This window comes from Pseudooceanicola nanhaiensis DSM 18065, assembly GCF_000688295.1.
Classification (GTDB): Bacteria; Pseudomonadota; Alphaproteobacteria; order Rhodobacterales; family Rhodobacteraceae; genus Pseudooceanicola; species Pseudooceanicola nanhaiensis.
On the sequence record NZ_JHZF01000011.1, the window covers coordinates 1,417,338 to 1,441,769 of the forward strand.

Genomic DNA, 24,432 nt, shown 5'->3' on the forward strand with positions numbered 1-24,432 from the left:
CCATGGCCAAGGACGACACCCGCACCGACCACGGAACCGGCGGAGAGACCCACCAGACCGCGGGCGGCCCGCACGAGACGATGACGACGCAGGTCGGCATGCCCGTCTCGGACGATCAGAACACCCTGAAGGTCGGCGACCGGGGGCCGCATCTTCTGGAGGATCAGGTCTTCCGCGAGAAGATCTTCCATTTCGACCACGAGCGCATCCCCGAGCGGGTCGTGCATGCCCGCGGCTACGGCGCACGCGGCTATTTCGAGCTGACGGACCCGCTCTCGGACCTGACCCGCGCGGACCTCTTCCAGCGCAAGGGCGAGAAGACCGAGGTCTTCGTCCGCTTCTCGACCGTGGCGGGCAACAAGGGCTCGGCCGACCTGGCCCGCGACGTGCGCGGCTTCGCGGTGAAGTTCTACACCAAGGAGGGCAACTGGGACCTCGTCGGCAACAACATCCCGGTCTTCTTCATCCAGGACGCGATGAAGTTTCCCGACCTGATCCACGCCGCCAAGCAGGAGCCCGACCGCGGCTTCCCGCAGGCGCAGACGGCGCATGACAATTTCTGGGACTTCATCTCGCTGATGCCCGAATCGATGCACATGGTGATGTGGATCATGTCCGACCGCACCATCCCCCGCAGCTTCCGCTTCATGGAAGGCTTCGGCGTGCACACCTTCCGGCTGGTGGACGGCGCGGGGAAATCGACCTTCGTGAAGTTCCACTGGAAGCCCAAGCTGGGCCTGCAATCGGTGCTCTGGGACGAGGCCGTCAAGATCAACGGCGCCGATCCCGATTTCCACCGCCGCGACCTCTGGGACGCGATCCAGATGGGCGACTTCCCGGAGTGGGAGCTGGGCGTCCAGGTCTTCGACGACGCCTTCGCCGACAGCTTCCCCTTCGACGTGCTCGATGCGACCAAGCTGATCCCCGAAGAGGACGTCCCGGTCCGGATCGTCGGGCGGCTGGTGCTCGACCGGGTGGTCGACAACTTCTTCGCCGAGACCGAACAGGTCGCCTTCCAGACCGGCAACATCGTCCCCGGGATCGACCATTCCAACGATCCCCTGCTGCAGGGGCGGAACTTCTCCTACCTCGACACGCAGCTCAAGCGGCTCGGCGGGCCCAACTTCAACCACATCCCCGTCAACGCGCCGCGCTGCCCGTTCCATCACTTCCAGCAGGACGGGCACATGGCGATGCACAACCCGGTCGGGCGGGCGAATTACGAGCCGAACAGCCACGGGCTCGGCCCGCGGGAGAACCCCGAGACGGGCTTCACCTCCTACCCGGCGGAAGAGGGCGGCGCCAAGCGGCGCATCCGGGCCGAGAGCTTCGCCGATCACTACAGCCAGGCGCGGCAGTTCTACATCAGCCAGACGGCGATCGAGCAGGCCAATATCGCCAACGCGCTCGTCTTCGAGCTGTCGAAATGCGAGATCCCCGAGATCCGGGCGCGTGTCGTGTCGCACCTGCTGAACATCGACGCGGGTCTGGCCGAGGAGGTCGCGACCGGGCTCGGCCTCACCGACATGCCCGAGGCCGCCACTCCCGCGAAACCGGTGGTGGAGACCGAACCATCGCCCGCGCTCAGCATCCTTGCGCAGCCGCCCGGGACGTTCGAGGGCCGGAAGCTCGGCATTCTCGTCACGGACGGCATCGACGGGAAGCATTTCGACGCGCTGAAGAAGGCCGCCACGGAGGCTGGCGCACAGGTCGTCGTGATCGCCAAGGCGGTCGGCGGGGTCGAGACCAACCGCGGTCGCCGGATCGAGGCGGACGAGAAGATCGACGGCGCGCCCTCGGTCCTCTACGACGCGGTGGCGGTGCTCGCGAGCGAGGACGGCGCGGCGATGCTGGCCGGGATGCACCCGGCGCGGACCTTCCTTGCCGACGCCTTCGCGCATGGCAAGTTCATCGCCCTGACCGCGCCTGCGGCCGCGGCGTTCTGGCCGAAGGCGGTGCCGGAAGAGCCCGATGGCGGGGTCTTCTCGCTGGACGACAGCGGTGCGGCGTCCTTCGTCGAGGCCTGCGCCGGGCTGCGCTTCTGGGACCGGCTGGCATGAGCGGGACCGAGCGCTTCGATTTCGGCGGTCAGGGCGGCTGGCAGGCCGCCGTGACCATCCCGGCCCGGAACGAGGAGGACCGCATCCTCGCCTGCCTCGATGCGGCCGCCGCGGCAGTGTCCGGGCGCGGCGGCATCGTGCTGATCGTCAACGGCTCGCGCGATGCGACGCTACGGCTCGCGCGCGACTGGTTCGCGCGCGGCGACGTGCCGGGCCTGCTGCTGGACCATCCGGAACCGCCCGAGGGCGGGGTCGGCTGGGCCCGTCGGCAGGCGGCGCAGGCCGCGCTCTCGCGGGTCGCGCCGGACGGCATGATCGCGACGACGGATGCGGATTCGCGCGTGGCGCCGGACTGGATCAGCGCCAACCTGGCCGAGCTGCGCCGGGCCGACCTGATCTGCGGCCTGGTCGAGCCCGACCCGGAAGAAGGCGCGCGCCTGCCCGAGATCATCGGCCGGCGCGGCGCGGTGGAGGGCGAATACGAGGCGCTCACCCGCCGGGCCATGGCGCTGCTCGATCCGGTCCCGCACGATCCCGCGCCCGCGCATCTGAACGCGGCGGGGGCGAGCCTCGCCTTCCGGCCCGCGCTCTACCGCGACGTGGGCGGCTTCCCGCCCCTGCCCTCGAGCGAGGACCGCGCCTTTGCCGCGCGGGCCGAGGCGCGGGGCTGGCGTGTCCGCCATGCGACGGCGCCCCGGGTCATCACCTCGTGCCGCATGACGGGCCGGGTGACGGGCGGCATGGCCGACACCCTTCGCAGTCGCACGACCGAGGCCGACCCGCTGGTCGACGGTCTTTTCGAACCGGCGCGCGCCACGCTCCTGCGGGCGCGGATCCGGGGCCAGATCCGCAGCGCCTGCAGGCATGATCCCGCCGCCTTCGCCGCTGCGTGGCTCCGGGCCGAGGCGGCGGAGCCGCTTCTCGCCCGGCGCCGGATGCGCCTGTCCGAGCTGCAGGCCGAACTGCCGGCCCTGCATGCGGCGGTCGAGGCGCTGGAAAGCGCGACGACGCCCGGGATGGCGGCAGAATGACCCGGCTGGCCCAGATCACGCCCGACATGGACACCGAGGCGGTGATGGCGCGGATCGCCGCGCGCGCGGCCGAGGCCGACGCGGGACGCCGCGATCTCGCGGAGGACATGGCGGATCTGCGCGACACAGGCCACCTCGACGCCCTGTCGCGCCCCGACGCCCCCGTCGCCGCGGCCACCCTGCTGCGCCGCATCGGGCGCGCGAACCTCTCGGTCGGGCGGCTGGCCGAGGGGCACATGAACGCGCTCGCCCTGATCCGGCTCTACGGCACCGCGGAGCAGCGCGAACGGCATCGTGCCTCCGGCCCCCTGCTCGGCGTCTGGGGCGCGGATGGCGATCCCCCCGCCCGCATCGCCGAACGGGACAGCGCCCGGTTCGTGCTGGCGGGCGGCAAGCGCTTCGCCTCGGGACTGGGGATCGTCGGCACCGCCATCGTCACCGTCCCTGCCGAGGGCGGCACGCAGCTCGTGCTGATCGACGCCACCGACCCGGCGCGCGCCGATGCCTCGGGCTGGCAGACCAGCGGGATGCGGGCCACCGCCTCGGGCAGTTTCCGGCTGGACGGGCTGAGGGGCGACCCATTGGGCGCCCCCGGCGATTACGAGCGCGAGCCGCATTTCGAGGGCGGCGTCTGGCGCTATGCCGCGCTGCACGTCGGCGGTCTGGAGGCGATCGCCGAGGCGGTGCGGCAGGCGGCCATCGCGAAGGCAAGCGAGGCGCAGCTGCACCGGCTGGCCCGCCTCGTGGCCATGACACACGCCGCGCGGCTCATGGTCGAGGCCGCCGCCGAGGCCAGTGCCGCAACAGGCGCCGGAGAGACCGCCGTGGCGCTCTCCCTCGCCGCCCGCGAACAGGTGGAGGAGGCCTGCCTGCGCGGCATCGCGCTGGCCGACCGGGCGCTCGGCACGCGGTCCTTTGCCACGGGCGCCACGGTCGAACGGGTCCGCCGCGATCTGGGATTCTTCCTGCGGCAGGCCAATCTGGACGGAAAGCTCGAACGGACCGGCCGCGCGATCTGCGACGCGCCCGCCCCGGTCGGCGAGATATGGGGGACGACATGACGGCACTCGCGACGGCACGTTCGCCGCTGGTCACCGCAGGCGAAACCGCCCCCGAGGTGACGCTCGACGACATCGCGGGCCCCGGCGGCGTCCTCGTGCTGGCGCCGCATCCCGACGACGAGTCGCTGGCCTGCGGCGCCGCCATCGCCGCGGCGGCCGCCTCCGGGCGCGCCGTCAGCGTCGCGGTGGTGACGGACGGGTCCCGCTCGCACCGCGCCTCGGCCAGCCACCCGCCCGAACGGCTCGCGGCGCTGCGCCGCGCCGAGGTCGAGGCCGCGGTGGAGATCCTCACCGGGCGGGCGGATGCGATGACATGGCTGGGCTACACCGACCTCGCCGCGCCCGAGACCGAGGCGGACTTCGCCGCCGTCTCGGACCGGCTTGGCCCGCTCTCTGAAGTCACCGCGATCTGGACGACCTGGGGCGGCGACCCGCATCCCGACCACCTGAGAACCTGGGAGCTCGGCCGCTGGCTCTCCGCGCGGCACGGCATTGCGCTGTTCGGCTGCCCGGTCTGGGGCCGTGTGGAAACCCGCTGGCCCCTGCCCGACAGGCTCTGCCGCTTCCCCTCCGCGCCCTGGCGCGCCCTCAAGGCCCGGGCCGTGGCGGCGCATGTCTCGCAGATGACGCGGCTGATCGACGACGACCCCGAGGGGTTCATGATGGCGCCCGAGCTCGCGCGCCATTTCGTCGAGACCGACGAGATCTTCATCCCGACATGAGCACCGATCCCCGCCATTTCGACCGGCTCTACGCCGACAGCCCCGACCCGTGGCACTACGAGACGAGCGGCTACGAGGCCGAGAAATACGCCGCCTGCCTCGCCCTGCTGCCCGAAGGACGCTTCGCCTCCGGGCTCGAGATCGGATGTTCGATCGGGGTTCTCAGCGCGATGCTGGCCGAGCGCTGCACGCGCTTCCTCGGGCTGGACGTGGCGGCGCAGGCGGTGGAACGCGCCCGCGCCCGCGACATTCCGAATGCGGAGTTCCGTGTCGCGCACCTGCCCGGGGACTGGCCCGAGGGCACCTTCGACCTGATCGTGCTTTCCGAAGTGCTCTATTTCTTCGACGCGGATGCGCTGGACCGGCTGGCCCGCCGCGTGGCCGAAAGCCTTTCGCCCGGGGGCACGGTGCTGATGGCGAGCTATCTCGGCGAGACCGAGACCGAGCTGGACGGCGCCGAGGCGCAGGCGCATTTCGCCGGCGCGCTGGCCCGCCGCAGGCGCGCCCGCCCCCTGGGCGAACGCCGCGACCCGCGCTACGTGGCGCAGGTCTTCGAGCTGCCCTGAGGCCGCGACGGGCGGATCAATCCGCCACCGCCGCGCCGCCGTCCGGGTGCAGCACGTGGCCGGTCATGAACGAGCTGTCGTCGCAGGCGAGAAACAGCAGCGACGGCGCGACCTCGTTCGGCTGGCCGGGGCGCCCCATCGTGCTGCTCTTGCCGAAATCCTCGACCTTGTCGGGCGGGAACGACGCCGGGATCAGCGGCGTCCAGATCGGGCCCGGCGCGACTCCGTTCACCCGGATCCCCCGATCCGCCAGCTTGCTGGCCATGGCGCGCACGAAGGACAGGATCGCCCCCTTGGTGGCCGAGTAATCGATCAGCAGGTCCTGCCCGCGATAGGCCGTCACCGAGGTCACGCCGATGATCGCGGCCCCTTCCTTCAGATGCGGCAACGCGGCCTGCACCATGAACATCTGGCCGAAGATATTGGTGCGGAACGTGGCCTCCATCTGGTCCTCCGAGACATCCTCGAACCGGTCCTGCGCGTGCTGCTCGGCCGCGTTGTTGACCAGCACGTCCAGCTTGCCGAACCGCTCCACCGTCTCGGCCACCGCGCTCAGGCAGAGGGCGCGGTCGCCGACGTCGCCGCGGATCGCGATCCCCTCGGACCCCTCGGCCCGGATTGCCTCGAGCGTGTCCTCCGCATCGCGGTCCTCGTCCTTGTAGAGGATCGCCACCCGCGCGCCCTCGCGCGCATAGAGCACCGCCGTCGCCCGCCCGATCCCGGAATCGCCGCCGGTGATGAGCGCGACCTTGCCCTCCATCCGGCCCGAACCGGGATAGCGCGGCGCATAGTCGGGCCTGGGGTCCATCTCGTGCTCCAGTCCGGGTTGCTGGTCCTGCACGCGGTCGTCTGAATACTGTGTCATCGCTGGGTCCTTCGGTCTGGAAAAGGGATGCGGCGCGGCACGGCGCGCCAAGCTGTCTTTCCGCAAAACCGGACCGGCGGGGCGAATGTTCCTGCGATTGCGGAAAGTCTCCCCGCGCCGGGCGGGGCCGAGGGGCGTCCGGCATCTGGCGAGCGGACGTCGCTATCGCTGGGAAGCCCTGGTACCCAAGGTCGGACTCGAACCGACAAGACCTCACGGCCGGGGGATTTTGAATCTCCGACCCCTAAAGTTACAGATTCCTTTATTTATATCGCGCCAAACGGGTATTTTCGCGGTCATCAGGTCACGCGAAAGCGACGCTTATCCTTCGAGTCATGAGTTTTCGCGGTCACTCGTCCTCCAATGCGGCGGCGCGGCGCGCCCGGTGGTCAGTCAAAACGAGACGGGCAGCGTCTCATGACTCCACCCGTCTTTTAATTGAGTTTAGCCCCGAGGGAGTTCCCGGATGGCGACGTGATCTGAAAGCCAGTTTACCGCGCTAGCAGAAGCGTTTCTCGTCGCCCAAGATGGAAAAGGCCAAATCTGGAAGACTTCGACAGTGTCGTCTCCGTCCAGTAGGTTGCTAACCCAATCCCGAATGCTGACGGGGGACGCGTCAATCGTCAAACCCCATACACTTTCCGCTAGGCGCACGCCGCCGCAGGCATCCATCGCTAAGTAGAGTTGTTGGTAGTCACGCTGTCGATGCGCATCATAGGTAATGTAGCAAGTAGCCATTTAGGCGACCTCTTTTCTTGAGAGCGATAGACCGCCTTGACTTGCCGTTTCCGAAAACCCTAAGGTCCGGATATACAAACCGACCTTCCGCAGACGGCCCATCCAGATGGGTTGCGGATATACGGAGCGTCCGCGCCGCCTTGGGTACCAGCCTTGGCGGCGCATCCGCGCCATACGTCATGCAATCATCATCGGTATCTGGAATTGCTCAGTCAAGATATGGGCGAGGCGAAAACCACGAAAAGTTGTGGACGTCCGCAGCATATAGTTCAGCCGGGTCAAGCTGCCCCAAGCCGTTCTCTCCGTCAATCGTGTTCTTCGTTATCCTTCGTCCTCCGCGTCAGCCGCTCTGAGGGCCTTTTGGTCAGGTACTGAAAGGGGGCCGGGATTCCCATCCTCAAACTGTCGAAGCTGCTAGGGCATCACTCCCCGTCCTTCACGATGGACGTGTACGCCCACTTCTTCGACACCGACGATGACGCGCCGATCGATCTGACAGCACTGGCGCTGAACCGGGCGATATAGCCGCGACAGCACAGCCAAATCGTAGAGGGAGTTTCCAGTTTGCCGTCAGGGTGAACCACGTGCAAAGTCTCGGTAGATTAAGCGGGAGCGTCACCAGTGAAACGTCTTGTCGTGTCCAGCATCGTATTCGGAACACTGGCGATTGCCATTGCTCCTCACACCGCCAGTGCAGCCGATGGCATGGAATTCCAACGCTGGTGCAGCGACAACGACCGCGGGTTTGACGGGCTTTGCATGGGCTACATGCTTGCGGCGATGGATGCCATGTCCGCAAACGGGTACAGCGAAGACATGATGGCGCTCTACATTGGTGCCGAAGGTGATTTCATCACTGCCCGCTCCTGCACAAGCGAGAACGTGACGAACGGGCAGCTATTTGCTGTCGCAAAGAATTACGTCAACGCCCATCCGGAAGAGTGGCACATGAACGCCATGGGGATTATCGCGCGGGCGTGGGCCGAAGCCTTCCCCTGCGAGTGACAGACCTCCTTTTCGTCGGAAACGAGTCACGCGAACGTCCGATTTTGCCCCGAAATCACGCGAAAAATGTCCGAAAATGTCATCTGACGTGACCTACTCGTCTTTATGACGAGTCTGCCAAAACGGCACCTAAACCACTTTGAAAACATTGCGGAAAATCTTGGTACCCAAGGTCGGACTCGAACCGACAAGACCTCACGGCCGGGGGATTTTGAATCCCCTGCGTCTACCATTCCGCCACTTGGGCAACCGCGGGAAGCATTACCCAATCGGCCCCGGCGGTGAAAGGGGGAATCGCCTGTGCGCAGCGCTTGACCTCGGACCGCGAAGCGCCGCACAAGGCGGGCACGAGGCGGGACGGACGGGCATGCTGCACAGACTCTACGACTGGACGATGCGGATGGCAGACCATCCGCGCGCGCTTTGGGTGCTGGCGCTCGTGGCCTTCGTCGAGAGCTCCTTCTTCCCGATCCCGCCGGACGTGATGATGGTGCCGATGATCCTCGCCCGGCCCACGCGCGCCTGGCTGATCGCCCTGGTTGCGACGGTGGCCTCGGTGCTCGGCGGGCTGCTCGGCTATGCCATCGGCATGTTCGCCTTCGAGACGATCGGCCTGCCGATCCTGCAGTCGCTCGGCAAGGAGGCCGCGATGGCCGAATTCGCCGTTCGCTTCAACGACGCGGGCTTCTGGGCGGTGCTGGGCGCGGGCGTCACGCCCTTCCCGTTCAAGGTCATCACGATCATGTCGGGCGTCACCGCGATGCCGCTTCCGCTTTTCGTTCTGACGGCGGTGCTGGCGCGGGCGCTGCGGTTCTTCGTGGTGGCGGCGCTGCTCTACCAGTTCGGCGCACCCATTCGTGACTTCATCGAGAGGCGGCTCGGTCTTGTCACCCTCGTCTTCTTCGTGCTCCTTCTCGGGGGCTTCTACCTGGCGAGGTTCCTGTGAGTTACCGTTCCCATGTCCTGATCGCCGCCGGCGGTTCCGCGGCCCTGCTGCTCGGCGCGCTGGCGTTCCAGTATCTGGGCGGCCTGGCCCCCTGCAAGCTGTGCTACTGGCAGCGCTATCCGCATGCGCTGGCGGTGGCGATCGGTGTCCTCGCGCTCTGGCTGGGCGGGCGGACGCTGGCCTGGCTGGGCGCGCTCGCGGCGCTGGCGACGGCGGGTGTGGGGCTCTACCACACGGGCGTCGAACGTGGATGGTGGGAGGGCCCGACCTCCTGTAGCGGCGCCGGCCCGGGTCTGGGCGGACTGAAAGGCTCGGACCTGCTGTCGACCGACGGGCCGGTGAACGTCGTGATGTGCGACGAGGTGGCGTGGCAGATGCTGGGCCTCTCGATGGCGAGCTGGAACATGGTGGCCTCGCTGGTGCTGGTCGGCTTCTGGATCGCGGCGGCCCGGCGGGGGTGAGGGTCAAGCCGGGCTCAAGCCCGGCCTACGGCCCGGACCGGCGGAGTTCACCCCGCGTACCGGGATCGCGCCTCAGGAAAAAAAGGGGGCGCCTCTCGGCGCCCCTCCAGTCTCGAACCGGACCCGTCGTTCCATCGCTGCCCGGGTTTCCGCCTGCGGCCCGATCCGTATTGCCGGGGGGCGAGGCTGCCGCCCCCCGCGACCTCTGTCAGCTGCAGCCGCTCGTCGCGCCGCAGGTGTTGCACTTCATGCAGGTGCCGTTCCGCACCAGGGTGAAGTTGCCGCAATCGCCGCAGCTTTCGCCCTCGTAGCCCTGCATCTTCGCCTTGACCCGCGCGTCCATCCCGACGGTGCCCGAGGCCATCGCCGTGGACGACCCGCCGCCGGATTTCACCACCTGGGGCACCAATGTCTGCAGCGCCGCCACCGGGTCCGACCCGCCGAGCGCCACCGCGCCCGCCGACTGGCCGCCCTGCAGCACCACCAGCTCCTGCGGCAGCCGCTTGCGCAGATACCCGGTCGAGCTGATCTGCTTCAGCACGTCCAGCGAGGCGCGGGCCGCGCTGTCGCTCAGCTCCGACACGTTCGAGACACCCTCGGCCGCATCCCCCTGCCCGATCGAGTCGAAGGAGGCCCCCTCCGGCTTCACATGCGCGAGGTCCGTCCGGTCGAGGTAGGACACGGCGAGTTCGCGGAAGATGTAGTCGAGGATCGAGGTCGCGTTCTTGATCGAGTCGTTCCCCTGCACCATCCCGGCGGGTTCGAACTTGGTGAAGGTGAAGGCGTCGACGAATTCCTCAAGCGGCACCCCGTACTGAAGCCCGACCGAGACCGCGATGGCGAAGTTGTTCATCATCGCCCGGAAGCCTGCGCCTTCCTTGTGCATGTCGATGAAGATCTCGCCGAGCGTCCCGTCCGAGTATTCGCCGGTCCGCAGGTAGACCTTGTGGCCGCCGACCATCGCCTTCTGGGTATAACCCTTCCGGCGCTCCGGCATCTTCTCGCGGTGCGAGCGGACCATTTCCTTCACGACGATCTTCTCGACGATCTTCTCGGCCAGCACCGCCGCCTTCTCGTGGCTGGTGCCGCTTTCGAGGATCTCGGCCGCCTCGTCGTCATCCTCGACCAGCGCCGCGGCGAGTGGCTGCGAAAGCTTCGAGCCGTCCCGGTAGAGCGCGTTGGCCTTCACGCCCATCTTCCAGGAGCGTTCATAGGCCGCCTGGCAATCCTCGATCGTGGCGTCGTTCGGCATGTTGATCGTCTTCGAGATCGCGCCCGAGATGAAGCTCTGGGCCGCCGCCATCATGTCGATATGCGCGTTGACCGAGAGGTAGCGCTTGCCCTTCTTCCCGCAGGGGTTGGCGCAGTCGAAGACCTTCAGGTGCTCGTCCCTGAGATGCGGCGCGCCTTCGAGCGTCATCGTCCCGCAGACGTAATCGTTGGCCGCCTCCACGTCGCGCTTCGAGAAGCCGAGATGTTTCAGCAGGTCGAAGGTCGGGTCGTTCAGCTTGGCCGCCGGGATGCCGAGGGTCCTGGTGCAGAATTCCTCGCCCAGCGTCCACTGGTTGAAGACGAAGCGGATGTCGAAGGCCGAGGCGAGCGCGCCTTCCACCTTCTCCAGTTCCGCCGCTCCGAAGCCGTGACCGACGAGGGCCGCGTGGTTCAGGCCCGGCGCGTCGGCCAGCGTGCCATGGCCGACCGCGTAGGCGATGATGTCGTCGATCTGGGTCGAGCCATAGCCGAGGTTCTCGAGCGCCGCGGGCACGGAGCGGTTGATGATCTTCCAGTAGCCGCCGCCGGCGAGCTTCTTGAATTTCACCAGCGCGAAGTCCGGCTCGATCCCGGTGGTGTCGCAATCCATGACGAGGCCGATGGTCCCGGTCGGCGCGATCACGGTCGACTGCGCGTTGCGGTAGCCGTGCTTCTCGCCGAGCGCCAGCGCCTCGTCCCAGGCGGACATGGCGAGCTGCACCAGCGTCTCGTCCGGGCAGTTGCCGTGATCGAGCGGCACCGGGGTGATCGCGAGCTTCTCGTAGCCCTCCGCGTTGCCATAGGCCGCGTTGCGGTGGTTCCGCATCACCCGCAGCATGTGCTCGGCATTGCGTGCATAGCCCGAGAAGGCGCCCAGCTCACCGGCCATCTCGGCCGAGGTGGCGTAGGAGACGCCGGTCATGATCGCCGTCAGCGCACCGCAGAGGGCGCGGCCCTCGGGCGAGTCGTAGCCGTAGCCCATGTTCATCAGCAGCCCGCCGATGTTCGCATAGCCAAGGCCCAGCGTCCGGAAGTCGTAGGAGAGCTGCGCGATCTCCTTCGAGGGGAACTGCGCCATGGTCACGCTGATCTCGAGCGTCACGGTCCAGAGACGGGTGGCGTGGATGTAGTCCTCGGCCTGGAAGACGCCGTCCTTCAGGAAGGTCAGCAGGTTCATCGAGGCGAGGTTGCAGGCCGTGTCGTCGAGGAACATGTATTCCGAGCAGGGGTTCGAGCCCCGGATCGCGCCGTCTTCCGGGCAGGTGTGCCAGGCGTTGACGGTGTCGTGGTACTGGATCCCCGGATCGGCACAGGCCCAGGCGGCATGGCCGATCTTCTCCCACAATTCGCGGGCCGAGACGGTCCGGGCGACCTTGCCGTCGGTCCGGCGGATCAGTTCCCAGGGGGCGTCATCCTCGACGGCCTTCAGGAAGGCGTCGGTGACGCGGACCGAGTTGTTCGAGTTCTGGCCCGAGACGGTGGCATAGGCCTCCGAATCCCAGTCGGTGTCATAGGTCGGGAACTCGATCGAGGCATAGCCCTGCTTCGCGTAATCCAGCACCCGCTTGATGTAGGTCTCGGGGATCGCGCATTTCTTCGCGTCCCGCACGGCCTTCTTGAGGCCCGGGTTCTCGGCGGGGTCGTAGGCGCCCTCCTCCGAGCCGTCGAAGGCGCGGATCGCCGCGAAGATCTCGTTCAGCTGCCGCTCGTGCATCTTGGAGCCGGCGACGATGGAGGCGACCTTCTGTTCCTCCTTCACCTTCCAATTGATGTATTCCTCGATGTCGGGGTGGTCGGCGTCCACGATCACCATCTTTGCGGCCCGCCGGGTCGTCCCGCCCGACTTGATCGCGCCCGCCGCCCTGTCGCCGATCTTCAGGAAGCCCATCAGACCGGACGACTTGCCGCCGCCCGACAGCTTCTCGCCCTCCGCACGGAGCGACGAAAAGTTGGTGCCGGTGCCGGACCCGTACTTGAAGAGCCGCGCCTCGCGCACCCAGAGATCCATGATGCCGCCATCACCCACCAGGTCGTCGGCGACCGACTGGATGAAGCAGGCATGGGGCTGGGGGTGCTCGTAGGCCGAGGCCGACTTGGTCAGTTCACCGGTCTTGAAATCCACGTAGTAGTGACCCTGGGAGGGGCCGTCGATGCCGTAGGCCCAGTGCAGGCCGGTGTTGAACCACTGAGGGCTGTTCGGCGCGCCCTTCTGGGTCGCCAGCATGAAGCGCATCTCGTCGTAATAGGCGCGGGCGTCTTCCTCGGTGGTGAAGTAGCCGCCCTTCCAGCCCCAGTAGGCCCAGGCACCCGCCAGCCGGTCGAAGACCTGCTTGGAAGAGGTCTCGCCTGCCGTCTCGGTGGTCCTGGACGCCGGGACCGAGCGCCACAGGAATTCCGGCACGTCCTTCTCGCGGACCTTCTTCAGTTTCACCGGCACGCCGGCCTTGCGGAAGTATTTCTGCGCGATCACGTCGGAGGCCACCTGGCTCCACTTCGCCGGGACCTCCACGGAGTCGTTGCGGAAGACGATCGTGCCGTCGGGGTTCCGGATCTCGGAGACCGTGGTGATGAAGTCCAGGTCCGCGTAGGCGTCCTGCCCGGCCTTGGTGAATTTACGTTCGATCTTCATTTCGAAACAGCCTCTGATCCCGTGGTCGCTTTTGTCTCCGGCCCGCCGCCTGTCCCGGCGGTTGGCCGGGCCGGATGTTCGTTCGTGCCGACGCGGGGCAGACAGGGGGTATCCGCGGCGTGAAGGATGCCGCCGCCGGCCGGTTGTCCCGGACCTGAGGTATTGGTCTTGGTACTGTCCCTGCCGCGTATTATTGGCCACTACATTTGGTGTGCGCCCCGTCGGCCCGTACTAATGAAGGCTAAATCCGCCCTTCGGTCAACATGATCAAACTACATTTTGTGGTGTTTTTTGACTTGACGCTAACGTTGGGGAATCGGTGGGCAACCCGGCCTGCGCCAATCGCCTGTTTTTCTTGGGAAGGAGGCGCCTCTGTGGCGCGGGGCGGAGTGTGGCTGAGGTGACACAAGCATCACCGCCGGCCGCGAAGACGCCGATCCCCGCTCGGATTTCCGGCCGAAGACCGGGCGCTTTCATCAACAGGATGTGGATAAAACCGCCATGAACACTACATCTAGCGGAAAACAGCCGAATCAAACACAAGACCAACGGCAGGCTCGGCCGCGGCCCGAGGACCGCCCTGCCCCCTCGGCCGTGGACGCCAGCCCGTCAGAGCCCGCCCCGCGCCGCCTGCGGGCGTGCCTCGTCGGAGATGTCGGAAAGTGGTCGGGGCGGCGAGATTCGAACTCACGACCCCCTGTACCCAAAACAGGTGCGCTACCAGACTGCGCTACGCCCCGGACCGATGCGCTGCTTACTCCGCAGCGCGCCGATTGAAAAGCACTAACAGCCCCAGGCGGCCTTGTCCGGGTCGATCGCCGGGTGGCGCAGCACCGTGCCCGGCCCGATGCCCAGGTCGCGGGCGATGCCGCCGTTGACCTCGAGCACGTATTGAATGCCCTCGCCGCCGTCGAGCAGGGTCTCGTCATGGGGCTGCGCCATCACCTGGACCTTCTGCACGGTCCCCGTCTCGTCCATGAAGACCATGTCGAGCGGGATGAGCGTGTTCTTCATCCAGAACCCCACGCGCGGCTGCGGACGCTCGTAGACGAAGAGCATCCCCGCCCCCGGTGCCATCTCCTCGACGAACATCAGGCCGCGGGCGCGCGCCTCGGGCGTCTCGGCCAGATCGACCCTGAACCGGGCCGACCCCCAGTCGCCCTTCAGTTCCACCGCGTCGGCGCGGCAGGCCGCCTGGACCGGCAGCCCGGCGAGCGACAGGAGCAGCGCTGCGACAAGCCCGATCCTCACGACATCCGCACCGCGCTCTCGTCGGACAGCGCCTGGTCCCAGTGCCGGATCTCGGCCGCCATGAGCCCGCGCCGTCCCTTGATCGCACGCAGCGACACCGCCTCGCCCGACACGAGGTCGGCCAGGCCGGAGGCGCGCAGCACCTCGATATGGACGAAGACATCCTCTTCCCAGCCGAAGACATTCGCGAAACCGAAGCCCTTGGCCTTGTCGAACCACTTCACCCGCGCCGGGCGCAGCGGGGTATTGCGCAGTTCCTCCTGGTCGACGCTCTCGAAATCCTCGAGCAGCGCCCCGTCGGTCGGTGCGGGCGGCTGGATCGAAAACACCTCGATGGCCTGCACCCCGCGTTCGGTGCGCTGGATGGCGATCTCCACGCGCGCGCCGTCGGCCACGGTGCTCTGTCCGTAATTCCTCAGCACATTGCCGTGCAACAAGATGTCCGGTCCGCCGTCGTCCGACACGACGAACCCGAAGGCCCGGGCCGGATCGAACCATTTGACGATTCCGTTCACCCTTTCTGCGCTCTGCCTGTTCAGCACGATCAAAAAACTTCCTTAATCCAATGGCCGGCCGCCGCAAATGGACCATCCTAGGGAACCGAATGGTGGTCAAGCTCAATACGCTTATCGCCCACAAGCTTAAACCGCCCGGGGCCGGAATTATGTCCCCATCATGGATTCAATCTCGTGACTGTCCAGTCCGAAGTTTCGCTCTCGCGCGTCCAGCGGAACCGGTCGTGCAGCCGGAAGGCGCCATCCGCCCAGAATTCCAGCTCGACCGGGCGCAGCCGGAATCCGCCCCAGAACGGCGGCCTGGGCGGGTTCGGACCCTTCGCCGCGGTGACCTTGGCCACCTCGGCCATCAGGGCCGTGCGCGAGGCGAGAGGCTGCGACTGGTCCGAGGCCCAGGCCCCGAGCCGCGACTTCAGCGAGCGCGAGGCGTAATAGGCATCGGCCTTCTCGCCCTCTTCCCGGGTGACGATCCCGCGGACGCGGATCTGCCGGCGCAGGCTCTTCCAGTGCATGACGAAGGCCGCCTTGCCGCCCTGGGTGATCTCCTGCGCCTTCACGCTGCCGTAGTTGGTGTAGAAGACGAAGGCATCGTCCTCGATCTCCTTCAGCAGCACCATGCGGGCATTCGGCAGCCCGTCGGCGTCGACCGTGGCCAGCGCGATGGCGTTCGGGTCGTTGAGTTCCGACTTCTCCGCCTCCGCCAGCCAGTGCCGCGCGATCGCGAACGGGTCGTCGCCCGCGAATATCCCGTCCCGGTCGGCCATGTCGTCCCTTTCCGCCCTGCCCTTGATGCCCCTCGGCCAATCGCCTAAAGGATTTGAACGGACAGGAAGATCAGGCGGAGTGCGCGAGATGTCAAACAACCTTCTGGCAGGCAAACGCGGGCTCATCATGGGCGTCGCCAACGACAAGTCCATTGCCTGGGGAATCGCGCAGGCCTGCGCCGACGCGGGCGCCGAGCTCGCCTTCTCCTACATGGGCGACAATTTCAAGAAACGGGTCGAACCGCTGGCCGCGAGCCTGGGCGTGACCCAGCTCTTCGACTGCGACGTGGGCTCGGAAGAGAGCATCGACGCCTGCTTCAAGGGTGTCGAGGAAGCCTGGGGCCGGCTCGATTTCCTCGTCCACGCGATCGGCTTCTCCGACAAGAACGAGCTGCGCGGCCGCTACGTCGACACCTCGCGCGACAATTTCAAGATGACCATGGACGTCTCGGTCTATTCCTTCACGGCCGTCGCGCAGCGGGCCGAGAAGCTGATGACCGACGGCGGCTCCATGCTGACGCTGACCTATTACGGCGCCGAGCAGGTGATGCCGCATTACAACGTCATGGGCGTCGCCAAGGCCGCCCTCGAGGCCTCGGTCATGTACCTCGCCGAGGATCTCGGCAAGGACAACATCCGGGTCAACGCGATCTCGGCCGGGCCGATCAAGACGCTGGCCGCCTCGGGCATCGGCGATTTCCGCTACATCCTGAAGTGGAACGAGCTGAACTCCCCGCTGCGCCGCAACGTGACGCAGGAAGAGGTCGGCAAGGCCGCGCTGTTCCTGCTCTCCGATCTCGGCTCGGGCACCACGGGCGAGACGCTGCATGTCGACAGCGGCTACCACGTCGTCGGCATGAAGGCCGTCGACGCGCCGGACATCCACAAGGGCGGCAGCGGGGAGTAACCGCCCGCGCCCCCTCTCCGGCCCGATGACCCTCGCCGCATTCCTCTCCATCGTCGCCATCCACCTCGCCGCCGCGGCGAGCCCAGGCCCCTCCTTCGTCGTCTGCCTGCGCGTCGCCGCCCGCGACGGATTCCGTGCGGCCGTGGCGCTGGCCCTCGGCTTCGGCACCGGCGCCGCGCTCTGGGCCCTCGCCGCGCTCGCCGGCCTCGCGCTGCTCTTCCAGCTCGTCCCGGCGCTCTTTCTCGGGCTGAAGCTCGTCGGCGCCGCCTTCCTCATCTGGATCGCCATCGCCATGTGGCGCCATGCGAAGGAGCCGCTCGAAGGCCCGGACACCGACACGCCGCCGATGCGCTTCGCCCAGGCCTACCGCTTCGGCGTGCTGACCTTCGCCACCAACCCCAAGACCGCCGTCTTCTTCGGCGCGATCTTCGCCGGGCTGGTGCCGCCGGGCACGCCGCTGCTCTGGCTGGCGGCCATCGTCGCCGCCGTCTTCGTCAACGAGACGCTGTGGTATATCCTCGTCGCACGCCTGTTCTCGACCGAGCGGGCGCGGCGCGGCTATGCCCGTCTCAAATCCGCCGTGGACCGGGGCTTTGCCGGGCTCCTCACGCTCTTCGGCCTCAAGATCGCACTGGGATAGACAGATGACCGACCGACTTCCCCACGAAAAGGGCTTCCACATCTCCTGGGACCAGATCCACCGCGACAGCCGCGCGCTGGCCTGGCGGCTGGACGGGCACGGCCCCGACGACGGCGCATGGCGCGCGGTGGTCGCGGTGACCCGCGGCGGCATGGCCCCCGCGATGATCGTCGCGCGCGAGCTCGACATCCGCGTGGTCGATACGATCTCGGTGAAGAGCTACAACCACCAGGCGCAGATGGACGCGCAGGTTCTCAAGGCGCCGGACCAGGAGATGATGGGCGACGGCACCGGCATCCTGATCGTCGACGACCTCGTCGACAGCGGAAAGACGCTGGAGCTGATCCGCGCGCATTACCCGAAGGCCCATTTCGCCACCGTCTACGCCAAGCCGCAGGGCCGCCCGCAGGTCGACACCTTCATCACCGAGGTAAGCCAGGACACCTGGATCTTCTTCCCCTGGGACATGGCGATGCAATACGTGAAGCCCTACCGCGGCTCGGATTGAGGCTTGGGCCGCGCCACCGGCCCGGCCCAGGCCTTGCTCAGGACGGGCGCGGGCCGGCGGCCAGCGCCGCGAGATTGTCGAGCGCGGCGGACCATCCCCCGCGATAATCGTCGAACAGATCCGCCCCCGCGAGGCTCGTGATCTGGAGCGTGACCCGCAGCCGGCTCCCCGCCCCGCTCTCCGCGATCTCGTGGCTGCAGAGCGCGATGGACATCGTCCGGCCGCCGACGACCAGCGTCTCGGTGAAGGACAGGAACCCGGGCGTCACGACGTGGAAGACGCCGACCGTGTTGAACTCCGGCGCCTCCTTCGGCCCGCAGCGGGTCTCCTCACGCCCCCCGGGCCGGCAATCGAACGTATCGATGATGACGACGCTCTCGTCATCCGGCGCCGACCATGCCTGCCGCAGGTCGCGGTCGGTCATGACGTGGAAAAGACGCTCGGGCGCGCAGGCGATGTCGCGCTCCAGGGTCACGGTCTCGTACTCAGCCATTCCTGTCTTCCCTTTCCATGGTTTCGGCAAGAGCGGACAGCCGGTCGAGCCGTCCCTCCCAGATGCGGCGCTGCTGCTTCAGCCAGGCCTCGGCCTCGGAGATCGCGACCGCCTCGATATGCACCGTCCTGACGCGGCCCGCCTTCTCGGACCGGATCAGCCCGGCGGATTCGAGCTTGCCGAGATGCTTGAGGAAGGACGGCAGCGACATGTCGTGTGGCGCGTGAAGTTCCGAGACAGGCGCGGGTCCGGTCATGAGCCGCGCCACGACGGCACGCCGGGTGGGATCGGACAGGGCGGCGTAATATCGGTCGAGATTGCTAGCCATACAGCTAACTATCCCGGACGGGAGCCGACCGTCAACGAAAAGTTAGCCATTCGGTTAGGTATCCCCTCCCGGCGCGCCGTGGCCGCAGGACACGCAGGCCCCACCCATCCTGTCCGGCGCCCTGACCGACATCGCCCCGTCCGCCAAGCTTGCCCACCCCATCGCCACCCCGGGTCACCGACCGACGCGCAGCTCCCCTGCTTCCTCTTGCCGAAAATATCCCCGCCGGAGGCAAGCCCCTGTCCGGGCTCGATGCCCGGACAGGGGCTCACCAGCGCGACGGGCCCGGCCCGGCGCCCCCCCCGCCCCGGGCCGCCGCCCCTGCGCGCCCGACGCCGTCCCTTCGGACCCTCTCCCCGACGCGCCCCCTTTGCACCGCCGCCATACCCACGTAATACCGAGGCGACATAGACACCCGACGCCCGGAGCAACGATGACCAGCCGCACCGCGACCACCTTCCCGCCGCCCGTGATGGAGGCCCGCCGCTGGCTCGAGGGCGTCACCTTCTCCGCCGACCGCCCGCTGATCAACGTCTCCCAGGCCGCGCCGGTGGACCCGCCGCCCGAACCGCTGCGGCAGGAGATGGCCCGCCTCGTCATGGAGGTACCCCAGGCCCATCTCTACGGACCCGTCCTCGGCCTGCCCGAGCTGCGCGCCGAGATCGCCGCGCAATGGTCCGCCGCCTACCACGGCGCGGTGCGCGCCGAACAGGTCGCCATCACCTCCGGCTGCAACGAGGCCTTCTGCGCGGCGATCGAGACGCTCACCGCCGAGGGCGACGAGGTCATGCTGCCGACGCCGTGGTACTTCAACCACAAGATGTGGCTCGACATGGCCGGCGCCGTGGCGGTCCCGCTGCCCGCGGGTCCCGGCCTGATCCCCGACGCCGCCACCGCCGCGGCCCTGCTGACGCCGCGCACCCGCGCCATCGTGCTGGTCTCGCCCAACAACCCCGGCGGGGTGGAATACCCGCCCGAGACCATCGCCGCCTTCTACGCGCTCTGCCGCGATGCCGGCATCGCGCTGATCCTCGACGAGACCTACCGCGATTTCCATTCCTCCGACCGGGCGCCGCATGACCTCTTCACCCGCCCCGGCTGGGAGGAGACGCTGATCCAGCTCTATTCCTTCTCCAAGGCCTACCGCCTGACCGGCCACCGCGTCGGCGCCATGGTCACCGGCCGCGACCGCCTGGCCGAGGTCGAGAAGTTCCTCGACACCGTCACCATCTGCCCCGCCCAGCTCGGCCAGTTCGCCGCCCTCTGGGGGATGCGCCACCTCGGCCCGTGGCTGGCCGGCGAACGGGCCGAGATCCTCGCCCGCCGCGCCGCCATCGAGACGGGCTTCGCCCCGCTCGCGGCGCAGGGCTGGAAGCTCCTCGGCTGCGGCGCCTATTTCGCCTATCTCGAGCACCCGTTGGACCTCCCCTCCGACGCGCTCGCGCAGCGCCTGGTGTCGGAGGCCGGCGTGCTGGTGCTGCCCGGCACGATGTTTACCCCGCCCGACGATCCCGCCGGCCGCCGCCAGCTTCGCGTCGCCTTCGCCAACGTGGACGCGACCGGCATCCGGACGCTGATCGCCCGGCTCGCGGCGGTCTCCGCCTGACCCGCGCCTGACGCGCCCGCGCACCGGGCATGCCCCCCGCGGGCGCTCACGCGATTGTCCCGCCCCGCCCCTTGTCGCAGGCCCCCTGGCGCATTAGACATCGCCAACCGGCAGACAAGCACAGCGCACAACCACGGGGGAGCAGGCATGGCGGCGGACAAGGAGCCGAAAAAGAAGGGCAAGACGGCGGGCCAGATGGCGATCTGGGTGATCCTGCTGCTGCTCATTCTCGGGCTGGGCGGCTTCGGCGTGACCAATTTCTCGGGCTCGGTGCAGAACGTCGGCGCGGTCGGGACCAAGGACATCCCGGTCGAGACCTACGCCCGCGCGCTGCAGGAACAGATCCGCGCGATCGAGGCGCAGACCGGCCAGTCGCTCTCCTTCGACCAGGCCCAGAGCCTGGGGCTCGTGGACCAGACGCTCTCGCAGGTCATCACCGCCCGGGCCTTCGACCACGAGACCGACGAGCTCGGCATCTCGGTGGGCGACCAGACCGTCGCCGAGCAGATCCGCGACATCCCCGCCTTCCAGGGCATGAACGGCAGTTTCGACCGCGAGGCCTACAAGTTCGCGCTGGACCGCGCCGGCCTGACCGAGGCCCGGTTCGAGACCAGCCTGCGCGAAGAGACCGCCCGCTCGATCCTGCAGGGTGCCGTCGCCTCCGGCAATGCGGTGCCCGACACCTATGCCGACACGCTGCTCGACTACCTCGGTGAGCGCCGCCGGATCACCTGGGCGCGGCTCGATGAATCGAACCTCGACGCCCCGATCCCCGACCCGTCCGAGGAGGAGCTGAAGACCTTCTACGACGAGAACATCGACCGCTACATGATCCCCGAGCGCAAGCGCATCACCTATGCCCTGCTGACCCCGGACATGCTGCTCGACACGATGGAGGTGGACCAGGCGCTGCTGGACCAGACCTACGAGGATCGCCGCGACGAATTCGAACGTCCCGAGCGCCGGCTGGTCGAACGGCTGGTCTTCTCGGACGAGGACGCGGCCACGGCGGCGAGGGAGCGCATCGAGACCGGCGAGATCGACTTCGAGACGCTGGTCGAACAGCGCGGCCTCTCGCTGTCGGACATCGACATGGGCGACGTGACGCAATCCCAGCTGGGCCGCGCGGGCGAAGAGGTCTTCGGCGCCGCCAGCGGCGACGTCGTCGGCCCGCTGCCGACCGACCTCGGCCCCGCGCTCTTCCGCGTCAACGGCATCTTCCCGGCGCAGACCACCGACAAGGCCGACGCCATGGAGATCCTCCGCGAGGAGCTCGCCACCGGCCAGGCCCGCCGCGCCGTGGAAACCAGGATGGAGCCCGTCGAGGACATGCTGGCCGGGGGCGCGACGCTCGAGGAGCTGGCCGAGGACACCGAGATGGAGCTCGGCACGATCGACTGGTACGAGGGCCTGAAGGAAGGCATCGCCGCCTATGACGGTTTCGACGCCACCGCCGAGGCGCTGGCCGAGGGCGATTACCCCGAGCTCGAGATGCTCGACGACGGCGGCATCTTCGCGATGCGCCTCGAAGGCACCGAACCCGCCGAGCCCGCCCCGTTCGAGGACGTCCGCAGCCGGGTCCGGGCAAGCTGGGAAACGCAGGAGACGCTGGCGGTGCTGCGCGCCAGGGCCGAGACCTACCGCGACCAGCTGGCCGAATCCGCGACATTCGAAAGCCTCGGCCTGGACACGAAGACCGAGGATGGCGTGACCCGGAGCGGCAACGTGCTGGGCACCGGCGGCGATTTCGTCGAACGGGTCTTCGGGATGGACAAGGGCGAGCTGCTGGTGACCGAGGGCTTCGGCGCGGTCCAGATCGTCCGGCTCGACGACATCCTCGCGCCCGATCTCGACGACCCGGCCACCGCGGAGCTGCGCGAAGGCCTGAAGGACTCCGTCGCCCAGAACGTCGGCCAGGACCTCTTCAACGCCTTCGCCACCGACATCCGCAACCGCGCGGGCGTGCGCCTCGACCAATCGGCGATCAACGCGGTCCACGCGAACTTCCGGTAAGCCCTTCGCGGCACACTGGAAACGGACAGGGGGGCGCGGTGATCCGCGCCCCCCTTGGCATTCCCCCGGCCCGCTTCCTCTTGCCGGAAATATCCCCGCCGGAGGCAGCCGCGATCCGGCCCCCGGCCGGATCGCAAGACATCTCGTGCGGCCCGCAGGGCCGCTCCGCTGGATCGGACCCGTGCGGCAGAGCGGTCAGCCCCCCGCCTGCCCCGCCAGCAGCAGGGCCGAGACCGGCGCCAGGGCGACCTGCCCGGCGCGATCCTGCAGCCCCCAGGAGGCCAGCGCCTGCACCGTCTCGGGCCGCAGCCGTCCGACCATGATGACCCCGTCCGACTGGCGCGCGCGGAAGGCGGCATGGTCGAGGAAGCGGCGGATGACCGCCTCGTCCTGACCCTCGGCATCGAAATCGCGGAACACCGTCGCGGCCGGAACGCCTGCCTTGGCGGCCAGCTTGCGCGCCGTGTCGAAGCCGTTCGGGAACAGCACCAGCCCCTGCCCCGTCGCGGACAGCATCGGGCCGAGGTGTTCGGCCACCGCCTTGCTCTCCTGCAGGCCGAGACCCGGCGTCTCCATCACCGCCACCGCCTCGGGCAGGGTCGTGCGCCAGCTCTCGTAGGCGGTTTCCAGATCGCGCGCCTCGGCCCCGGCGCCGAGCCCGGCCAGCAGCATCACCTCGAGCCCCGCGTCACGGTAGGTGCGCATCGCCTCGGCCGCGCCGGGCCGCGCGGGGTCGAGCGCGATCGTCACCGGGAAGGGAAATTCGGTGAGGCTCTCGCGTGGGACCGACCCCGCGCCGGCGTCCATCAGAACGATGGACATCAGCGGCCGGCCCTCGGGGTTCTCGAAGGGCGCGGCATAGCGCCTGATCGGCGGAAGGTCCGCATCCTCGGCGGGTGAAGACGCCTCCGCCTCCGCCGCGGCAGTCGCCGCACTCCCGGTCTGCGATCCGATGCCGGGCAGACGCCGCCCCCCGTCGCGCCCCCCGTCGCGCCCACCGTCGCGCTCGGTCAGCGTGCCGGCCTGCCGCCCGGGCAGCGCGCTCGCCTCTTCCTCCGCGGGCGCCGCGGTGGCGGCCGTCTCGGTCCCGGCCTCGGGGGCCACCGGGTTGCCCGGGGCGGCGGGCGGGTCCGCCTCCTCCGCGGGCGCCTCGGCCCGGTCGGCCGCGGCCGCGTCGGGGGCGGCGGTCTCGGGCGCGGGCGTCTCCGGCATGGCCTCGTCGGCCTCGGCGCGCGGGGCGGCGGGTGCCTCCGGCGCCTCGGGCCGGACCGAGCCGGTGTCGGTCGCGGGCAAGCCGCCCCGCTCGGCGGCGGCGGGCACCTGCACCGCCGCATCCGGCCCGGGCGGCCGCGGGCGCGGCGCCTCGGCGGCGGCCATCAGGTCCTGCGAGGGGAAGCCGCCCGCCGCGCCGCTCTCGTCCTCGGGCGCCTCCGGCGCGGCGACGGCGGCCACCTCGGGCGCGGGCGGCGCGGCGGGGCGGGTGGCGGGATCGGGCAGCGCCTCGGTCCCCGGCGCGGCCGGCACCGGATCGGCGGGGCCGGTCGTCACCGGCGCGCTGTCGGCGCCACCCGCCGCGGGCGCGTCCGAGGCCGCGGCCTCGGGCGGCGTGGCGACGAGCGTGCTTTCCGGGCCGCCGGTCTCGGGCCGTGCGGCGGGCGTGGTGGCCGCGCTGTCGATCGTGTCGAGCCCGTCGGCGTCCGGCGCGGCGAGGCTGGCCGCCTCGGGCACCTTGGTGGCCTCGGACCGGCCCGGCAGAACCGCGGGCGCATCCTCGCGGGCGCCGTTGAACTGGGACCCCGCGGGCACCTCGGCCGAGCCCGCCTCGGGCGGGATGTTGCCCGGCAGGCGGCCGTTCAGCGACACCACCGCGATCAGGAGGAAGGTGATGACCAGCCCCCAGAATATGCCCGTAAAGAATCCCCTGCTCACGCCTCGTGCCTCGTCTTTCTGTACCGGCTGCTCCCGGCCCGGTCCCTGATGACCCGCTTGCGCCCCGGACCGCCCTTGACGCAGGCGCGCCGCTCGGAGCATTTAGGACGCAGCCCACCGGGGCTTGCGCCGCGGGCGCAGCT

General features: G+C 68.8%; 21 protein-coding genes and 2 tRNA genes. 13 read left to right on the top strand and 10 right to left on the bottom strand.

The window, feature by feature from the left end:
• Window positions 1-2 precede the first annotated feature (2 nt).
• Genes Q344_RS0107935 through Q344_RS23450 form a run of 5 tightly spaced genes read left to right on the top strand, consistent with a single transcriptional unit; the run spans window position 3 to window position 5,440 of the window.
• Window positions 3-2,060: a catalase gene (locus Q344_RS0107935; protein ID WP_028286216.1), complete on the top strand. Its 2,058-nt coding sequence runs from the start codon at window positions 3-5 to the stop codon at window positions 2,058-2,060.
• Window positions 2,057-3,091: a glycosyltransferase family 2 protein gene (locus Q344_RS23440; protein WP_051630392.1), complete on the top strand. Its 1,035-nt coding sequence runs from the start codon at window positions 2,057-2,059 to the stop codon at window positions 3,089-3,091. The genes Q344_RS0107935 and Q344_RS23440 overlap by 4 nt, the downstream gene beginning before the upstream one ends.
• The gene (locus Q344_RS26340; protein ID WP_051630394.1) at window positions 3,088-4,152 is read left to right on the top strand and encodes an acyl-CoA dehydrogenase family protein; all 1,065 of its coding nucleotides are present in this window, start codon (window positions 3,088-3,090) and stop codon (window positions 4,150-4,152) included. Before Q344_RS23440 ends, Q344_RS26340 begins: the two co-directional genes overlap by 4 nt.
• Complete coding sequence (locus tag Q344_RS26345; protein WP_028286217.1) at window positions 4,149-4,874, top strand: PIG-L deacetylase family protein; 726 nt, start codon at window positions 4,149-4,151, stop codon at window positions 4,872-4,874. Before Q344_RS26340 ends, Q344_RS26345 begins: the two co-directional genes overlap by 4 nt.
• The gene (locus Q344_RS23450) at window positions 4,871-5,440 is read left to right on the top strand and encodes a class I SAM-dependent DNA methyltransferase (RefSeq protein WP_051630396.1); all 570 of its coding nucleotides are present in this window, start codon (window positions 4,871-4,873) and stop codon (window positions 5,438-5,440) included. Before Q344_RS26345 ends, Q344_RS23450 begins: the two co-directional genes overlap by 4 nt.
• A gap of 16 nt (window positions 5,441-5,456) precedes the next feature.
• On the opposite strand, the gene Q344_RS23455 is transcribed toward Q344_RS23450, so the two are convergent.
• Window positions 5,457-6,305 carry an SDR family oxidoreductase gene (locus tag Q344_RS23455; protein ID WP_036538479.1) on the bottom strand — a complete coding sequence of 283 codons (849 nt, stop codon included), beginning with the start codon at window positions 6,303-6,305 and terminating at the stop codon, window positions 5,457-5,459.
• Window positions 6,306-7,664: 1,359 nt separating this feature from the next.
• Here Q344_RS23455 and Q344_RS0107970 point away from each other — a divergent pair.
• The gene (locus Q344_RS0107970) at window positions 7,665-8,048 is read left to right on the top strand and encodes a Rap1a/Tai family immunity protein (RefSeq protein ID WP_156954646.1); all 384 of its coding nucleotides are present in this window, start codon (window positions 7,665-7,667) and stop codon (window positions 8,046-8,048) included.
• Window positions 8,049-8,209: 161 nt separating this feature from the next.
• On the opposite strand, the gene Q344_RS0107975 is transcribed toward Q344_RS0107970, so the two are convergent.
• Window positions 8,210-8,295: transfer RNA gene (locus Q344_RS0107975), tRNA-Leu, on the bottom strand.
• A 120-nt stretch (window positions 8,296-8,415) separates the two neighbouring features.
• Here Q344_RS0107975 and Q344_RS0107980 point away from each other — a divergent pair.
• A complete protein-coding gene (locus Q344_RS0107980; protein ID WP_028286219.1) occupies window positions 8,416-8,994 on the top strand; it encodes a YqaA family protein in 579 nt (192 codons plus the stop codon).
• Window positions 8,991-9,455, top strand: coding sequence for a disulfide bond formation protein B (locus Q344_RS0107985; RefSeq protein ID WP_028286220.1), 465 nt, complete (start codon window positions 8,991-8,993; stop codon window positions 9,453-9,455). The genes Q344_RS0107980 and Q344_RS0107985 overlap by 4 nt, the downstream gene beginning before the upstream one ends.
• 208 nt (window positions 9,456-9,663) lie before the next feature.
• Here Q344_RS0107985 and Q344_RS0107990 read toward each other — a convergent pair whose 3' ends face one another.
• From Q344_RS0107990 to pdxH, 5 genes are all read right to left on the bottom strand, one after another.
• The gene (locus Q344_RS0107990) at window positions 9,664-13,335 is read right to left on the bottom strand and encodes a vitamin B12-dependent ribonucleotide reductase (RefSeq protein ID WP_028286221.1); all 3,672 of its coding nucleotides are present in this window, start codon (window positions 13,333-13,335) and stop codon (window positions 9,664-9,666) included.
• 663 nt (window positions 13,336-13,998) lie between these two features.
• Window positions 13,999-14,075 (bottom strand) — tRNA-Pro (locus Q344_RS0107995).
• 43 nt (window positions 14,076-14,118) lie between these two features.
• The gene (locus tag Q344_RS0108000) at window positions 14,119-14,586 is read right to left on the bottom strand and encodes a DUF192 domain-containing protein (protein ID WP_028286222.1); all 468 of its coding nucleotides are present in this window, start codon (window positions 14,584-14,586) and stop codon (window positions 14,119-14,121) included.
• The gene (locus Q344_RS0108005; protein WP_229669150.1) at window positions 14,583-15,101 is read right to left on the bottom strand and encodes a cold-shock protein; all 519 of its coding nucleotides are present in this window, start codon (window positions 15,099-15,101) and stop codon (window positions 14,583-14,585) included. Before Q344_RS0108005 ends, Q344_RS0108000 begins: the two co-directional genes overlap by 4 nt.
• 158 nt (window positions 15,102-15,259) lie before the next feature.
• Window positions 15,260-15,865: a pyridoxamine 5'-phosphate oxidase gene (gene pdxH / locus Q344_RS0108010; protein WP_028286224.1), complete on the bottom strand. Its 606-nt coding sequence runs from the start codon at window positions 15,863-15,865 to the stop codon at window positions 15,260-15,262.
• Window positions 15,866-15,953: 88 nt separating this feature from the next.
• On the opposite strand from pdxH, the gene fabI reads away from it, so the two are divergent.
• The 3 genes from fabI to gpt are packed head-to-tail and all read left to right on the top strand — an operon-like array spanning window position 15,954 to window position 17,920.
• Window positions 15,954-16,772, top strand: a complete 819-nt coding sequence (fabI, locus tag Q344_RS0108015) for an enoyl-ACP reductase FabI (RefSeq protein WP_028286225.1) — start codon at window positions 15,954-15,956, stop codon at window positions 16,770-16,772.
• A gap of 25 nt (window positions 16,773-16,797) precedes the next feature.
• On the top strand, window positions 16,798-17,412 hold the full coding sequence (locus Q344_RS0108020) for a LysE family translocator (protein WP_028286226.1): 615 nt from the start codon (window positions 16,798-16,800) through the stop codon (window positions 17,410-17,412).
• A gap of 4 nt (window positions 17,413-17,416) precedes the next feature.
• Window positions 17,417-17,920: a xanthine phosphoribosyltransferase gene (gene gpt, locus Q344_RS0108025; protein WP_028286227.1), complete on the top strand. Its 504-nt coding sequence runs from the start codon at window positions 17,417-17,419 to the stop codon at window positions 17,918-17,920.
• A 37-nt stretch (window positions 17,921-17,957) separates the two neighbouring features.
• On the opposite strand, the gene Q344_RS25080 is transcribed toward gpt, so the two are convergent.
• Window positions 17,958-18,413 (bottom strand): SRPBCC domain-containing protein, encoded by a 456-nt coding sequence (locus Q344_RS25080; RefSeq protein WP_028286228.1) that lies wholly within the window; start codon window positions 18,411-18,413, stop codon window positions 17,958-17,960.
• Window positions 18,406-18,741, bottom strand: coding sequence for an ArsR/SmtB family transcription factor (locus Q344_RS0108035; protein ID WP_028286229.1), 336 nt, complete (start codon window positions 18,739-18,741; stop codon window positions 18,406-18,408). The genes Q344_RS25080 and Q344_RS0108035 overlap by 8 nt, the downstream gene beginning before the upstream one ends.
• A gap of 433 nt (window positions 18,742-19,174) precedes the next feature.
• On the opposite strand from Q344_RS0108035, the gene Q344_RS0108040 reads away from it, so the two are divergent.
• Window positions 19,175-20,347, top strand: a complete 1,173-nt coding sequence (locus tag Q344_RS0108040) for an aminotransferase (protein WP_028286230.1) — start codon at window positions 19,175-19,177, stop codon at window positions 20,345-20,347.
• Window positions 20,348-20,494: 147 nt separating this feature from the next.
• Window positions 20,495-22,360: a SurA N-terminal domain-containing protein gene (locus Q344_RS0108045; RefSeq protein WP_051630397.1), complete on the top strand. Its 1,866-nt coding sequence runs from the start codon at window positions 20,495-20,497 to the stop codon at window positions 22,358-22,360.
• Window positions 22,361-22,555: 195 nt separating this feature from the next.
• Here the strand turns inward: Q344_RS0108045 and Q344_RS0108050 are convergent, their stop codons facing one another.
• Window positions 22,556-24,289, bottom strand: a complete 1,734-nt coding sequence (locus tag Q344_RS0108050) for a divergent polysaccharide deacteylase family protein (RefSeq protein WP_028286232.1) — start codon at window positions 24,287-24,289, stop codon at window positions 22,556-22,558.
• Between the last annotated feature and the right edge of the window lie 143 nt (window positions 24,290-24,432).

Coding starts and splice junctions, on each gene's coding strand:
- Q344_RS0108035 (WP_028286229.1), bottom strand. CDS start 18,741: ATGGCTAGCAATCTCGACCGATATTACGCCGCCCTGTCCGATCCCACC.
- Q344_RS0108045 (WP_051630397.1), top strand. CDS start 20,495: ATGGCGGCGGACAAGGAGCCGAAAAAGAAGGGCAAGACGGCGGGCCAG.
- Q344_RS25080 (WP_028286228.1), bottom strand. CDS start 18,413: ATGGCTGAGTACGAGACCGTGACCCTGGAGCGCGACATCGCCTGCGCG.
- Q344_RS0107935 (WP_028286216.1), top strand. CDS start 3: ATGGCCAAGGACGACACCCGCACCGACCACGGAACCGGCGGAGAGACC.
- Q344_RS0108040 (WP_028286230.1), top strand. CDS start 19,175: ATGACCAGCCGCACCGCGACCACCTTCCCGCCGCCCGTGATGGAGGCC.
- Q344_RS26340 (WP_051630394.1), top strand. CDS start 3,088: ATGACCCGGCTGGCCCAGATCACGCCCGACATGGACACCGAGGCGGTG.
- Q344_RS23455 (WP_036538479.1), bottom strand. CDS start 6,305: ATGACACAGTATTCAGACGACCGCGTGCAGGACCAGCAACCCGGACTG.
- Q344_RS0108020 (WP_028286226.1), top strand. CDS start 16,798: ATGACCCTCGCCGCATTCCTCTCCATCGTCGCCATCCACCTCGCCGCC.
- Q344_RS0107980 (WP_028286219.1), top strand. CDS start 8,416: ATGCTGCACAGACTCTACGACTGGACGATGCGGATGGCAGACCATCCG.
- Q344_RS23450 (WP_051630396.1), top strand. CDS start 4,871: ATGAGCACCGATCCCCGCCATTTCGACCGGCTCTACGCCGACAGCCCC.
- fabI (WP_028286225.1), top strand. CDS start 15,954: ATGTCAAACAACCTTCTGGCAGGCAAACGCGGGCTCATCATGGGCGTC.
- Q344_RS26345 (WP_028286217.1), top strand. CDS start 4,149: ATGACGGCACTCGCGACGGCACGTTCGCCGCTGGTCACCGCAGGCGAA.
- gpt (WP_028286227.1), top strand. CDS start 17,417: ATGACCGACCGACTTCCCCACGAAAAGGGCTTCCACATCTCCTGGGAC.
- Q344_RS23440 (WP_051630392.1), top strand. CDS start 2,057: ATGAGCGGGACCGAGCGCTTCGATTTCGGCGGTCAGGGCGGCTGGCAG.
- Q344_RS0107990 (WP_028286221.1), bottom strand. CDS start 13,335: ATGAAGATCGAACGTAAATTCACCAAGGCCGGGCAGGACGCCTACGCG.
- pdxH (WP_028286224.1), bottom strand. CDS start 15,865: ATGGCCGACCGGGACGGGATATTCGCGGGCGACGACCCGTTCGCGATC.